This window comes from Pseudomonas asturiensis (assembly GCF_900143095.1).
Classification (GTDB): domain Bacteria; phylum Pseudomonadota; class Gammaproteobacteria; order Pseudomonadales; family Pseudomonadaceae; genus Aquipseudomonas; species Aquipseudomonas asturiensis.
Genome location: NZ_FRDA01000021.1, coordinates 75,284 through 89,768, shown reverse-complemented (window position 1 = coordinate 89,768; position 14,485 = coordinate 75,284). Strand labels below are relative to the sequence as shown.

The following is a 14,485-nucleotide window of genomic DNA, read 5'->3' as shown; positions in this document are numbered from 1 at the left end:
GCTTGCCGGCATATTCGAAATCGGAAAAGCTCATCTGGCTCATGGGCGGCTCGGATCAGGTGGTCAGGCGTATTTCAGCACATCTTGGGACTTGTTCGGAGATTCCCTAGCGAAGAACGCGACTAAGCGAAAGCTTTCACCTGTCATAGACTCAAGACCTAAAAGGGTATTCTCACGTCGCCCAGAGAAGGCGATAGGAACCACGGTCCCCAATGGTGCGAGTAGCTCAGCAAACTTCGGGACTAGCGCGTATTCGGCAGTTTTATCTGAGTAAAAACCCGTCAAATTATCCTCCTGATAACCATGCATTACATCAATGGGGGAGGGTTCGTGTCAGCAAGAACGATGCAGGGCTTCGCTCGATGATAGATCGTTGTGGGCTGTCTGTGATAGCTTTCTGATACTGATACTCCGCTGAGATCGCACCGATGTTTAAAAGCAAAGGTACGGAATTTTGGCTTGAAGCTGCATCGCGTGATAGACCTTTTTTATGGCGACTGTGGTCACTCCTCTGATGCAAGTTCTTTCATTAATGCACTCCTTAGGTAACCAATGAGTCTTGCCGGTGTTCGTTCAAATCGAGGGGATAGCTATCAGACACTGATCGCTATGCGATGGGCTATAACGATTCTCTCTGACGCCGAGTACCAATGGCTGGAGGTTGACTCCACTCGTTGGTTAGTGGATGACGTGGTTATCGGGAAGGCCGATGGATCGATCATTTGCTGTCAGTGCAAAAAAAATCAGCCTGATTTCAAGCCGTGGACAGTTGTCGATCTTTCAAGTGAGCTTGAAAAGGCGTCCCGTCTATTAGCGGGGGATTTGAACGCAGAGGTGCGTTTCTATTCGCGGGGTACGTTCGGTCTCGTGGCTAAGCTGCGAGAGCATTGTGCAACGCAGCCCGATGAGAAGAGCTACCTAGACAGCCTTACAGCGGAGCATGCGACAACTGATGCCTCTTTGGGCCGTACCTTCAACACCACCGTATCGCTTACTACCTATGATTTCTTAGGCCGCACTACCTTCCACAACACAGATGATTTCAGTGATCTTGAAGGGGCGTTGCTAGAGCGGTTGCGTCTTCTGGCGACCAATGTGCAGACTGCTTACGACACCCTTTGGCACCGTCTCAATCAACTGGGCTCGCGGCGGCCCTCGGTCGGCTCAAAGGCGGCGTCTGTTCATCATCGATTGACGAGGGAGGACCTCATTGCACTGCTTAAACAATCAGGGTCAATGCTTGCGCCGCATATGGACGAGTCTGAAATTCGCGCCTCGCTTAACGACGTATCTGCTGTTGGGCGGAATTGGCGGCGCGAAACAGGTGGAAGGCGGCTTCCAAGTCATGTCGTTGATGATTTACTTTCTGCTATTCACAATAGGAAGCGCTCCATCCTGCTCATTGGACTGCCAGGATCGGGAAAAACGTGCGCCCTTCTAGCTGTGCAAGAAGCACTGGAACTCCGAGCCAAATGTGATAGCTCATTAGTGCCTTTGTTCATCCAGGCCCGAGAGTTTGCTGACCTTGCGACTGCACAGGATCGCCAGGCTCAGGGTTTATGCGAAGACTGGGTAGAAAAGGTTGCTCGTCTTGCTGACAAAGCTCACGTTGTCATTGTTGTTGATTCGCTCGATGTACTGTCTATCGCGCGCGAGCACGCGGCACTAACGTATTTCTTGGCACAAATCGACAGGCTATTGTTTATCGAGAACGTGACCGTGCTGACGGCCTGCCGTGATTTTGACCGTCGCTACGACCGTCGTCTGGCAGCGCGAGTGTGGGAGTGTGAGCTGGCTTGCCAACCTTTGGATTGGAACTGCGAAGTGCTGCCGTTGCTTCAGTCACTTGATATTGATACTGCGGGAATAGACGTATCAACGCGCGCACTCATTCAAAATCATCGAGAACTCGCGATCTTCATCGAGCTTGCGCAGTTGGAGGGCGGGTTTAGTGTTGTGACTAGCCAAGCGCTGACACAGCGTTACCTGGATACATTGGTTCGTGCAGACGCGAGATTGGGTGATGTAGCGCTTGAAGCAATAGAGTCAGTCGCGGACGAGATGCTTCGTACCCGCAGCCTCACTATCCCTGCTCAGCGATTCGGTGGGTTGCAAAGTGTCTTGCGTGTACTGCTCAGTCACAACGTGCTGCATCAAGCTTTGGACGGCCGGGTGGGGTTTGGCCACCAGACTTTGCTTGATGTGCTAGTGATCAGCTCAGCCATTCGAAGGGGAGTGACACTGAACGGGTTTATCCTGAGCTCGTCACCTGCGCCATTCATTAGGCCGAGTATTCGAAGTTTCGTAGCGCAGTTGGCTGTCGGTGATCGTCGGGTGTTTCGAACTCAGTTGCGCGCTGTTCTTATGGGGAAGTGCTCATTCCATGTGCGTCGCCTTGTGGCGGAATCATTCGCGGATCGACCGCCTCATAATGATGACTGGCCGCTACTTCGCGATCTCCGTAGAGATTGTAATGATGTGTTTCAGGTCATCTATTTGCAAGGCGAGGCGGTCGAGTGGGGCGAGTTTTGGTTTACGCATTTAGTACCTGTGCTGAGGGCTGAGCGGGACCAAGAAGCGCTGATGATGCATCTGCACAGATCTTCAGTGTGGGTCAATCAGACTCCATTATTGGTCTTGCCATTCTGGACCGAACTGCTTGAGGCCGACTGGATGGATCAAGGCCTTGTTGCAAGCAGGCTGGGGTACTTGCTGTCCGATGTAGCGCCTGAACATGCAATTCTTACCGTGAAGTTGGTGGAGGCACTTCTTCGTATACCTGTGCATGAGCATAGCCACCTTGGGCGATCCATCGCGCGTTGCATCGCCGTTGGTCTCTTATCAGATGAGGTGCTGTGGACGTTTGTTACCGGTGGAGTTACTGAGGATGACGTGCGTGATCTTCACCATATTGGCGCAAAGCTTAGGTGGCAGGATTATGAGTTCGGTGATCAATGCAAGCATTACATTGCCGAGCGTATTAAATCCTCTGTAGAGCTATTGAATCTTGCAATTTCTTCTATAGAAGATTGGAGTCGATTCAGAATATCGGAAATTGGAGAGTGGGCTGCTGATAGCTCGGGATTCTTGCGGAGTACTTCGTATAGGGCTATTCGCACCCAGGACGATTTCCAGCATGTAGAGGCAGATAGCCTACTCATGAGCGCAATTGAAGCGGCTGTGCTCAACCATGCTTCACTTGATTCAGAATGGTGGCGAGGCAATCGTGAACGGCTCTGTCTCAGCCATGAGGGGGCGTTGCGCTATTTTGGGATGCTCGCGTGCAAAGAAGCCCCGTCTCTCAATGCCGATCTTTCAGTACGATTGTTCTGTGATCAGTTTTTGGAGGATTCCGAGTTTCTCTACGAGCTAGGTTGTCTTGCCAAGGTTGTGTTTGTTCATTTTGATTCGAGCCAACAGGACATTGTGAACGCGGCAGTATTCGCTATTGGTGAGTGTGATGACCAAGACGAGCGAGAGATCTCATGGAGGCGAAGTGTTCAGGCACGGCTTATTGCATGTATTCCATGTCATTTGCGTCCGATAAACGCTCAGTTGCTACTTGAAGAAGTAATTGAGCGCGAGGGGATCTTCAATGATGCGCCACCAATTCGGGCTTGGAGTGGGATGGTTTCAGCGCCTTTCCCATATAGCGTATTCCTCGAAACGAGTAACCGTGGGGTACTGCGGCTCCTAAAGCAATACGCCGGATACGAACGTGCGTTTGAAGAACACTTGATCGGCGGTAAGGATGAAGTTGCCTCGATGCTTCGAGAGGCAGCGTCTCGTGATCCAGATCGTTTTTTGGGAATTATGTTGGAAAGTTGGTATGACATTGCCCCACTTTTTCGCGACGCAATCATGAGCGGATCTGGTAATTGCTTAGCTCATCTTCACGGCAATTTGCGGTCAGAGAGTTCCTGGGTGCCATTTGTCGCTGTAGATGGACCTACGTTGGCAGGAAAGATTATTCACGAGCTTGGTTACAATGCAAAATATTGGCGACAGAACCGCGCTGCGTCGAACGCTCTGAACGCATGTGCTCATGTGATTGAGGACGTCGACCAGGTTCAACGCCTGGTTAGTTTGGGGGCGGAATTTTTGAAGATGCGTGAGGAGGTGTCTATCAGTGGTGATGGGGTCGACCATCTTGATGTTGGGATCAACATGGCTCGTGGGCATATTGCCGAGGCGCTGGTGATTCTGGCTACTAACTTGCTGGACGATGGTACACCGCTGCCTGACGCATTACTGCGACTTTTGTTCGATTTTGCTGATGAGGGAAATCCGGCTATAGCCGCTGTGATTATTCGGCGCTTGGCGTACCTGCAGAGTTTGGACTCCAACGTGGGCTGGGATTTGTTCGATCGCTGCATGAAAGGCAGCACGTCTGGGCTGTGGGGAGGGGCGGAGCCATGTCTCTATTACGCTTACCATAATGATTTTGAGCGCGTTTCGAAATGGTTGCGGCGTCTTCGCTTGGAAGGGGTTGGTAAGGATTTCGAGACTTGGGGAAGAATATCCGCTTTAGCCGCCTTACCTCATCACGGTCGTACTTCCGAGCTAATGATTGAGCTGTCTGCAATAAATGAAGTTTCTGCATGGCATGGAGCTTCAGCCGTCTGGGCGAACGCCCAGAACTTCGGCAGGTACCGCACCCAATGTATTGCAGGTCTTGAATATGGCCTGTCCGTCGGTTCGCATGTCAGCGCTGTCGTGCAGCGAATGAGCCAGCTGTTTCGTAGCGATGTGACGGGCGTACCTTCTGATCTCATCCGTTGCTATTTCGCCTCTCGGGAGGCGAGTAGCGATGGCGCCAATGCACATATCTATGGTCTAGATGAATGGTTAAGCGCTACTGCGCAGCGAGATCCTGCGGAAGCTCTTACGGTCTTTGAACTGTACCTTGACTATGTGCGAGAGAAAGGCGCACACATGTACGACCATGGTGGAAATTTCACTCAGTTACTTACCCGGCTGTTTGCAGAAGCGGAAGAATGGGAAGAAACCGATGGAGGAGCGATGCTTCAGCGTGTCGTTTCGGTGCAGGACGAATTGTTGTCTCGTGGAGTTTCAGGTGTCAGTGATTGGCTTGCGGCAGCTGAGCGACCTTAAAAACAATGTAGGCACCTGAGGTTTACGGTGGCTGTAGAGTATATAAAGTCTACAATTGATCGTGCGGAATATGTAGTAAGCTGCGATCGTTGGTCCTGCCTAGTAAGTGGGGTGAAATATCTTAGAGTATTCTTGCTCTGATGGAAAAATATCCGTTAGTATCTCGTGGGTGTAATGAAGTTTTTCAAGGAAGTCTTCCGCTAGCTCTGGTAAACCGCTAATATAAATATCCCTGTTGATGATTTTGAATAGGCTGTAATTGGGTAGGCTGCCAATTCGTCCGCTGGATACTGGGTTGAACGGCCTGTTGATGATTATTCTTGTGTTGAGATTTTTATCTTCAATGATGTTGTACTGGTCAGCTGTTATATCTATCGCTATTTCTTGGAGCTCCAGCCAGTAGTGAGATATCGTATCATTTTCGTAGTGGTCAGTGGCCACTCCAGATACGCCATAGACCGTGATTGTCGGCCATTTTTTTAGAATGTGGTAAGTAAGTATTAATGAGGATAGCTTGCAGTTCATGGCAGGAAAGTCTTTTGTAACCAATGGAGTTGTTTCTTTATCGCATAATTCTAATGCGCGTCTGATTTTTTCTGCTTCGGCTACTATATCATTGATATCTGGCACGATAATGACTCTATTTACTTAGTGATTAGATACGGGGCTTTATGTTGTCTCGGTGAATGACTTGAGAGCTATTAGATGCTCTTACCTCCACCGGGCAACAACGGTCCCTTTCCACGATTGTGTTGATGGCTACGGCAGCGCCTACCATTCGGGAATGGTTTGATGACGCGGCCTCGAACACAGCCGTTACTGGAGTGTGAACATAGCAGCTAAACGACGACAAAGGGTGGGTTCAAGTCATACGATGGGCCTATCCGAACACCATAGGGCTATGAATTCCACCCGATAATTGAGGCCGGCGTTTGATCGCGCTGAGACCTAGCTCGATGGCTCATCAGTACCGTTGTGGTGGGCACTGGCGCAAAACCGAAAGCATCATCGTCCAGGTGATCCCCAAGAAACATTTGAAGCAGGTTTTCTGCTGCGGTTGTAGCAGACGCTGATCATGCGGCGTGAAGCCGTCACCTCCCAATCAACCAGCCTTGATGCCTGAGTCTGTAATTGACGTTTGAGACTTTGCTTTTCCTGCCAAGCCCTCCGATCTAGCGGTCTTTGATCGCGCTGGTCGGAGGGTTCACTCTTCTTTTGAAGCCACCGCTATCCACCGTCTCATTTCATATCTGATTAGCACCACGCTTTCCTTTTTGCGTCAGTAATTGCCCTCGATCTCTATCGAGTGCAACGCAGTTTCGACGTCAGAGCCGAGCTTTTCTTAGGGATATGGCTATAAATGGCGACAGCGGCGACAACGCATGTAGAACGTGGTCTGGAGCATGGCGACAAAAGTGGCGACAGTCGCCACTTTCTGAACGCTTTGGTCGTGATGCTTGACCACCTTTTCGAGTGGGTATAACAATTTGCGCACGGACCGCTGTCTTTGACAGCACCAGCCCAGGTAGCCAGAACCTTCAAGGCTATGCCACTTACGTGGCGGTTCTCCCGAAGTGCGATTAGCGTCCGGCGGCTCGCACGGTCACTCCACAAAAGGGATGGATGCCTACTCGACTTATCTGCCCACTGCGGCGGACGATGGGCCTTCCTCGCTGCGCTGCAGCAACTTCATCTCTCGGCACACTTAGCTGAGCTAATCCGCGCCCGTCTCTTTCTCCTTGAAAGAGACGGCCGCTCGTATCACTGCTGCAAGCCACGTCGTACAAGGCATTGCCGCAACTCTCCTAGTGACAATCGGCCTGACAAATCCGATTCGTCGCCATCCGCAACGACACAGGCACCGGTGCCGCAGCCCATGGAAAGGCTGCACCTGACTGCCAGTCAGGCATGCCCCAGGCGTCGATGTTGTTGCCTTCTCCCACTCAGGGTCTCCAGGTGCCGAACTCGTCAGTCGGCACAGCCTCCGCCCGCCCGCATTTTCGGATGCGCTAAGAAGGCCAGATTCCTGGGTTCATGCCCTCGCTTCCGGTCGTAAGGAGCCGTGCGTTTCGCGTCAGTGAACACCTCACAGGCCGCAAGTCCTTGGTCCTGTAGCGACAAACACGTGAGATAGTTTCTGAAGCACTATCTGGGTTGTTCAGCACATGGACTGTCTACTACTAATACTACGGATTAACAGCGAGTTCATATCCCCGACCAAAGCTGATCGATGCAACGAAATTCATAGCTTTCAGGCGGTAGGCACAAGGATGACCGAGGGCTGTACGTGAGTACTGACTGGTTTACTGAAGAAGTTTTGGATGAGGGCGAGCGGGCAAATGTGCACCTTACGATGCGGACGCTGGGTGAGTTGGCTCACACGCTGAGGGCGTACGATCCAGCAGATGATCCCGAGACAAGGCGATTGGTGCCGTTGAACTATTTTTACGTGCCTGCGTGGAGGTGCTGTGAGATCGCGTCAATGATCAAATTCCACCCACAAAAAAAGACGTCCAAGGACGTCTTTTTCAATGTGGTGGAGCCGGGGGGATTTGAACCCCCGTCCGCCAGTACTCCGCTGTCGGTACTACATGCGTAGCCGTGTCTATTAAGTTAACCCTCAGCGACCCGACGGGCAGGGTGCTTTGGGCGAGTTGCGTAAGTTTTAGTCGCTTCGTCCACAACGTACTAGGCGACGATCCTGTTCTATATGACAATCATTTCGGGTTTACAGGCATCCCCTGATGATTGCTGGAGCCGAAGCTACCAGAAGAGCTAGTCGCGCCGCTTACGCAGCGAGAGCGTAGCCCTCGTAGTTTTCGTCATTGGCAACTATAGAAAGTTGCAACAGTGGATTTACGAGTTCTGTTACCAACTCGGCATGCACCTAAAGTTTCATCACCGGCGTCGAATCCTAATCGGCCCCGAGACTGCTTTCGCAGTCGCTGGGCGGAGTGTACGCCAATCGGCGGGGCACGTCGACCCGTCTGCTGCATCCGATGAGGCCAGTGTGATGCCTGGCCTCTTCAGGATTCTTACTTGCTGGCGCCTTCGCTGCCGGAGCCAATGCCTTTGAGGCGGGTGATGGCCTGGGTGGTCAGGTCAACGCATTTTTTCTCGTCACCGCTGGCCTTGGCAGCCATTGCGTCTTTTTCGGTTTTGGCCATCATTTCTTTCACATCAGGGCTCAGGTTGGTGCCGGAAGAAGTCTGGGCATCCTTGAGCGTTTGCAGGTTGGCACCACACAAATCATCGGCAGCAAAAACCGGCGAAGCCAACAGTGCAGCGCTGAGGAACAATCCTGTGAGGGCGGTACGCTTCATGTGTCTCTCCTTATAGCCTGTGGACTCGGTATGGCCGGTCAGTGAGGCCGTTGCCCGAGGTTTCTGGGAGCCCGCTAAGTTGTCGGGCCTAAAGGATGGACTGTGCTGAAACGCAGGGGTTCTATTTATTTTCAGGCTCATGCGAAAAAGCCATATAGGTGCCATAAGGCACCAAAATGGGGCGATCTACGGCTTAATGGCTTGATCATGCGGTTTTGCGTGTGTCACCCGGTCCACCAGATAGACCAGTCCGTGGTAGTCGATGCCGCTGTGTTGCGACAGCCCGATTTCACAGGTGCGGCTGGTGGAAATGCCTTCATGACAGTACTGAACAGCATCCTTGAGTGTCCTTAAGGCATGGGCGTTCAGCTCGGGCGTGGTAAAGCCCTTGTCGCCCGCAAACCCGCAGCAATGAATGCCCTCAGGGATGACCACGTGGGTACTGCACAGCCTGGCGAGTTCGATCAGGGCCTGGCTTTCGCCCAGGTGTTGGGTGCTGCAGGTGACGTGGACGGCGACCGGTTCCTGTTGCGGCGTAAAGGTGAGTTTGTCCAACAGGTGGGTGCGGATGAAGCGCACCGGGTCGTACAGGTCCAGGCGGGTGTCTTTGAGGTCTTGTACCAGACGCAGGGTGCAGGGGCTGGTGTCGCAGTAGATCGGGTCGAGGCCGCCGCGGCTGGCTTTGGTCAGGGCGGCGAGGAGTTGCTGGCGTTTTTCGTCGGCCTGTTCGCCGTAACCTTTTGACGCAAAAGGCTGGCCGCAACAGAGGTTATCCTGATCGTCCGGGAACACCACTTGGTAACCGGCTTTTTCCAGCAGGCTGCGGGTCTTGTCCATCAGCGACGACTGTTCTTTATCGCTGGCGCTAGGCCCCATGACGCGGGAGACGCAGGCGGGCAGGTAAACCACGCGTGGTCGCTGATTGTCGACCGGCGGTGTGAAGCGAATCAGGTGTTCGGCCTGGGGCATGGCGGGTGTCCATTGCGGGACGCGGCCGGCCGACAGTTTGCTTAATGACGCTGACAGTTTCGCCAGCCGTGGCGCGCCCAGCAGCATGCGTGCGCCGTTGGCTGCGTGCAGGGTAAAGCGCGCGCCTTGCAGTGCCGTCCTGAAGTTGTTCGCCAGCCAGCCTGCGGTTTTGCCGTGATGGGCGTCGAGGCTGCGCAGCTTTTTCACCAGCTCGCCCGTGTTGATACCGACTGGGCAACGCTGGGCGCACAGACCAGTCGCAGCGCAGGTGTCGATGCCTTGATAGCGGTAGTCTTGCTCAAGTTGCCGGGTGTCCACGCCCGCACGTTTTTTCGCCTGAATGTCGCGCCAGATCACGATGCGTTGGCGTGGGCTCAGGGTCAGTTCTCTTGAAGGGCAGACCGGCTCGCAGAACCCGCATTCGATGCATTTGTCGATGATCTCGTCGGCGGCGGGCAGGGGTTTGAGGTGTTTGAGGTGGATGTGCGGGTCGGTGCTCAGCACCACGTCGGGGTTGAGAATGCCGTTGGGGTCGAGCAGGTGTTTGAGCTGCCACATCAGTTGATAAGCGTCGCTGCCCCATTCCTTTTCGACGAAGGGCGCCATGTTGCGACCGGTGCCGTGTTCGGCCTTCAGCGAGCCGCCGAACTCCACCGCCACCAGCTGCGCGACGTCTTCCATGAAGGCCTGATAGCGCGCGACTTCGTCGGGGTTGTTGAAGCCTTGGGTGAAGACGAAGTGCAGGTTGCCCTCCAGCGCATGGCCGAACAGGATCGCCTCGTCGTAATGGTGCTTGTCGAACAGTGCGATCAGGCGGCGCACGCCCATGGCCAGTTGTTCGACCGGGAAGGTCACGTCTTCGATGATGACCGTGGTGCCGGTTTGGCGCACGGCACCGACGGCGGGAAAGGTGTCTTTGCGAATGGCCCAGAGGCGAGCGTTTTCAACAGGGTCGTGGGTGAAGTCCACCTGTTTTTCCACCGGGAAGGCGGCCATCGAACTCATGATTTGTATCAATTGCTCGTCGAGCAAGGTGCGGGACGCGGCGCGGGCTTCGATCAGCAGGGCGCAGGCGTTTTCCGACAGTTCGCGCACGAAGGCGGGCATGCCGGGTTTGTCCTGCACCGAGCGCATGCTGCGCCGATCAAGCAGTTCGACGGCGGCCACCGGCTGACTTTTGAGGACCGTGACCGCATTGCAACAGGTTTCCACATCGGGAAACACCAGCAGCGCTGACGCTTTGTGTGGGTGATCGACCACCGTGTTGTAAGTCACGGCGCTGATGAAGCCCAGCGTACCTTCGGAGCCGACCAGCAGATGACTGAGGATCTCCAGTGGCTCATCGAAATCTACCAGCGCGTTGAGTGACAGGCCGGTGGTGTTTTTCAGACGATATTTGTGGCGGATTCTCGCGGCCAGTTCGGTATTGGCGCGGGTTTCCTGGGCCAGGCGATCCAGGTTGTTCAGCAGGTCGGCGTGGCTTGTGCGAAATGCTGCGACGCTGGCGGCGTCTTCGGTGTCGATCAGCGTGCCGTCGGCCAGGATCAGGCGAATGCCCGCCAGCGTGTGATAGGTGTTTTGCGCGGTGCCGCAGCACATGCCGCTGGCGTTGTTGGCGACGATGCCGCCGATCTTGCACGCATTGATCGAAGCCGGGTCCGGGCCGATCTTGCGGCCGAAGGGGGCCAGCCAGGCGTTGGCCTGCGCACCAATGACGCCCGGTTGTAGGCGAATTTGTGTGCCTTCGTTGCGCAGTTCGCGCCCGTTCCAGTTGTCGCCGAGCACCAGCAACACCGAGTCGCTGATGGCTTGCCCGGACAGGCTGGTGCCTGCGGCCCGAAAGGTGACGGCCACTTTTTCGGCCTGGGCCCGTTTGAGCAGGGCGATGACTTCGTCTTCGGATTCGACGCGGATCACCAGTTTCGGGATCAGCCGATAAAAGCTGGCGTCAGTGCCGAATGCCAGGGTCGAGAGCGGATCGTCGAAGCGACGCTTTTCCGGGATCAGGCGGCGGACGTTTTCCAGAAAGGCAACAGGCAGACTCATGCGTCCTCCACGATCAGTACGACAAGGTCCTTGGGACCGTGGGCGCCATAGGCCAGCACTTGTTCGATGTCGGCAGTCTTCGACGGGCCGGACACCAACAGCGCGTTGGTGGGCATGCCGCCTGCCCAGTTCTGTTTGAGTTGGGTTTCATAAAGATTGTCGTAGATCTCGCTGGCTTTAAGCAGCGCGAAATGCACGGGCGGCACCAGGCTCATCAGGCGCGGCTCTTCGCGGGTGGGCCAGATGATCAGGCTGCCGGTGGCGGCAATCGCGCCCAGCGTAGTGGTGAAGCTGGCGGGCGTGTCGTCGAACAGGTCTTTTTTCCATTCTTCGATGGGCCGGTCGTAAGCCTTGAGTGCGGGCAGATCGGGCTGCGCAGCCCAATGTTCGCTGACCCTGCGGCCGTGCGGCGTGCCCGGTGCGATAAGCAGACTGGACAACTGACGGTCCTTGACCAGTTCGCCGAGCCTGCGTGGCCAGTCCTGTTCGCGGCACAGGTGGATTTCGGTGTGGACCGCCTCCATCAGTTTGCGCAATTGCTCGATCCGGTTTTCCGGTGCGTAACGCCACGGCTCGGTGACCAGCGTTTCGTCGAACAGGTCGGTCACTGGCGTGGTGCCTGTCAGGCTTTTGCGCAGCTTGGCGAGGATATTCTGCTTGGCACTCATGGTTGGTCTCCAGACTTCCTTTCCAGATGCTCGCGGGCCATTTCGTGCAGGGAGCGGGCGGCGGGTTTCGGGGCGCTGTGGTTTTGTGTCCACGGGCCGATGTTGCCGGGTGTCAGGCCGCGCAGTCGGGTAGCGAAGAAGCCGAACAGACGATACAGCGCAGGCGAGGTGTTGAGCCTCGACCAGGCGTTCCAGATGAAACGTTCCTTGCGCGAGAATTTGCTGCCCTGATCACGCATGACCCGGTTGGGCGCGTCAGGCGCTTTGACGTTTTCTTCGCGCAGACGCCGCAACAGTGCGGGAATCGGAATTTTCACCGGACAGACTTCGCCGCACGCGCCGCACAGGGATGACGCGCTGGGGTGATCCGGGACCTTCGCCAGGCCCGCCATGTGCGGCGTGATGATCTTGCCGATGGGGCCGGGGTAGACCTCGCCGTAGGTGTGACCGCCGACGCGGGTATAGACCGGGCAGTGGTTCATGCACGCGCCGCAGCGAATGCAGTTCAGCGTCTGGCGCAGCTCGCTGTCGGCGAAGGCCTGGCTGCGGCCGTTGTCCAGCAACACCAGGTGCACTTCCTGCGGGCCGTCCAGCTCATCGGCCTTGCGCGGGCCGGAGATCATGTTGACGTAGGTGGTGATCGGAATACCCAGCGCCGAGCGGGTCAGCAACGACAGCAACGGCACGGTATCACGCAGGTTCTCGACGACCTTTTCGATGCCGGTCACCGCGATGTGCACAGGTGGCACGCTGGTGACCATGCGGCCGTTGCCTTCGTTTTCCACCAGCAGCAAGGTGCCGGTTTCCGCGACGGCGAAATTGACGCCCGAGACGCCAATGTCCGCTTCGAAGAATTTCTGGCGCAGCACGCGACGGCCGATCTGAATCAGTTGATCGACGTCGGTGGTGTAGTCCACGCCGAGCTTTTCATGGAAAAGTTTGCCGACCTGGCCTGCGTTCTTGTGGATGGCGGGCATGATGATGTGCGAGGGCTTTTCGTGATCCATCTGCACGATGTACTCGCCCATGTCCGCTTCCAGGCACTCGATGCCGCGCTCGCCGAGAAAGTCGTTCATCTCCATTTCTTCGCTGACCATCGACTTGCCCTTGATCACCTGTTTGGCTTCGTGGGCTTCAACGATGGACAACACGATGGCGTTGGCTTGCTCGACCGTTTCCGCCCAGTGCACCTGCACGCCATTGCGGATCAGGTTGCGTTCCAGCTGTTCCAGCAGGTCGGGCAGTTTGGACAGGGCGCGGGCGCGGATGGCGTTGCCCAGCGAGCGCAGGTCTTCGCGCTCATCCGCGTTGCTGAAGGCGGCGGCGCGCTTGGTCATCAGCGAATCCATGGCGCGTCGGAAATTGCCGCGCAGTTGTGGATCGCCTAGTGCCTCGTGAGCTCGCTCGCGGAAGTCCGGGGTGTGGATTTCGACGGCGGGGATGCGGGTCTGCATGTTCATCGCTGACCTCCGGTGCGTTGCCAGAGAAAACTCGCCAGATGTTGGCCGCGTATCGCTTCGCGCTGTTTTTCCAGCGAGCCGTTGATGTTCATCAGGCAGCCACAGTCGGCAGTGAGGATCTGATCGGCGCCGGATTCCTTCAGGGCGCGGGTCTTGTCGGCGACCATCGCACCGGAAATGTCCGGCATGCGCACGCTGAATGTCCCACCGAAGCCGCAGCATTCGCTTTCGTGGTCGTGATCGACGCGCTCGACGTTACCCAACTGGGAGAGCAGTTCGCGAGCGTGCAGATGGGTGTTCATTTCACGGCGTGCGGAGCATGAGGTGTGCAGCGCGATGCGGGTGGGGCGGCCGTTGTCGCTCAGGCGTGCCTTGCAGACGTGCAGCAAGAATTCAGTGAGTTCATACGTGCGTGCGGCGAGGTGCTGTACCTGCTTCAGCGTCTCGGGCTCGTCTTTGAACAGGTCGGGATAGTGTTCGCGAAACATGCCGGCGCACGAACCAGACGGCACGACCACCGGGGCGTCGCCCTTGAATAGTTCGAGCTGGACGCGTGCGACTTCGCGGGCCTGATCGGTGTAACCCGAGGTGTAGGCCGGTTGCCCGCAACAGCTTTGCGCCTGTGGATAATCGACCTGAATGCCTTCGCGTTCGAGCAGATGAATCGCGTCCATGCCGGCTTCCGGGAAGAACAGGTCCACCACGCAGGTGCCGAACAGGTAGACGCGTTTCGGTTTATCGGCCGGGTACTCACGGGGCGCATGGCGAGCAGGCGCCAGGCGGGTGGCGTTGGGTGCTGTGTCGGGTGCGGCGTTGTAAAAAATCGTACTCATCAGTTTGAGTCTCCGGGTGGGCCCGGTTATGAATGGCTGACGCCGACGGGTCTGTTCGGCGTCAGGTGGTG

At 55.8% G+C, this 14,485-nt stretch carries 7 protein-coding genes and 1 other RNA gene; 1 reads left to right on the top strand and 7 read right to left on the bottom strand.

What is annotated here, in order from left to right; all coding sequences use genetic code 11:
* The first annotated feature begins 552 nt into the window (after positions 1-552).
* Entirely contained in the window at positions 553-5,115 is a 4,563-nt protein-coding gene (locus tag BUB69_RS25410; RefSeq protein WP_073172289.1) for an AAA family ATPase, read from the top strand.
* A 99-nt stretch (positions 5,116-5,214) separates the two neighbouring features.
* On the opposite strand, the gene BUB69_RS25405 is transcribed toward BUB69_RS25410, so the two are convergent.
* The 7 genes from BUB69_RS25405 to BUB69_RS25375 all read right to left on the bottom strand — a co-directional run bounded on the left by BUB69_RS25405 (position 5,215) and on the right by BUB69_RS25375 (position 14,414).
* The gene (locus BUB69_RS25405) at positions 5,215-5,745 is read right to left on the bottom strand and encodes a hypothetical protein (protein WP_073172287.1); all 531 of its coding nucleotides are present in this window, start codon (positions 5,743-5,745) and stop codon (positions 5,215-5,217) included.
* 1,904 nt (positions 5,746-7,649) lie between these two features.
* Positions 7,650-8,041, bottom strand: a transfer-messenger RNA (tmRNA) gene (gene ssrA / locus BUB69_RS25400).
* 109 nt (positions 8,042-8,150) lie between these two features.
* Entirely contained in the window at positions 8,151-8,438 is a 288-nt protein-coding gene (locus BUB69_RS25395) for a hypothetical protein (protein WP_073172285.1), read from the bottom strand.
* 186 nt (positions 8,439-8,624) lie between these two features.
* Complete coding sequence (locus tag BUB69_RS25390; protein ID WP_073172283.1) at positions 8,625-11,453, bottom strand: FAD-binding and (Fe-S)-binding domain-containing protein; 2,829 nt, start codon at positions 11,451-11,453, stop codon at positions 8,625-8,627.
* On the bottom strand, positions 11,450-12,121 hold the full coding sequence (locus BUB69_RS25385; RefSeq protein ID WP_073172280.1) for a LutC/YkgG family protein: 672 nt from the start codon (positions 12,119-12,121) through the stop codon (positions 11,450-11,452). Before BUB69_RS25385 ends, BUB69_RS25390 begins: the two co-directional genes overlap by 4 nt.
* On the bottom strand, positions 12,118-13,581 hold the full coding sequence (locus BUB69_RS25380) for a LutB/LldF family L-lactate oxidation iron-sulfur protein (RefSeq protein ID WP_073172277.1): 1,464 nt from the start codon (positions 13,579-13,581) through the stop codon (positions 12,118-12,120). Before BUB69_RS25380 ends, BUB69_RS25385 begins: the two co-directional genes overlap by 4 nt.
* On the bottom strand, positions 13,578-14,414 hold the full coding sequence (locus BUB69_RS25375) for a (Fe-S)-binding protein (protein WP_073172275.1): 837 nt from the start codon (positions 14,412-14,414) through the stop codon (positions 13,578-13,580). Before BUB69_RS25375 ends, BUB69_RS25380 begins: the two co-directional genes overlap by 4 nt.
* Positions 14,415-14,485 lie beyond the last annotated feature (71 nt).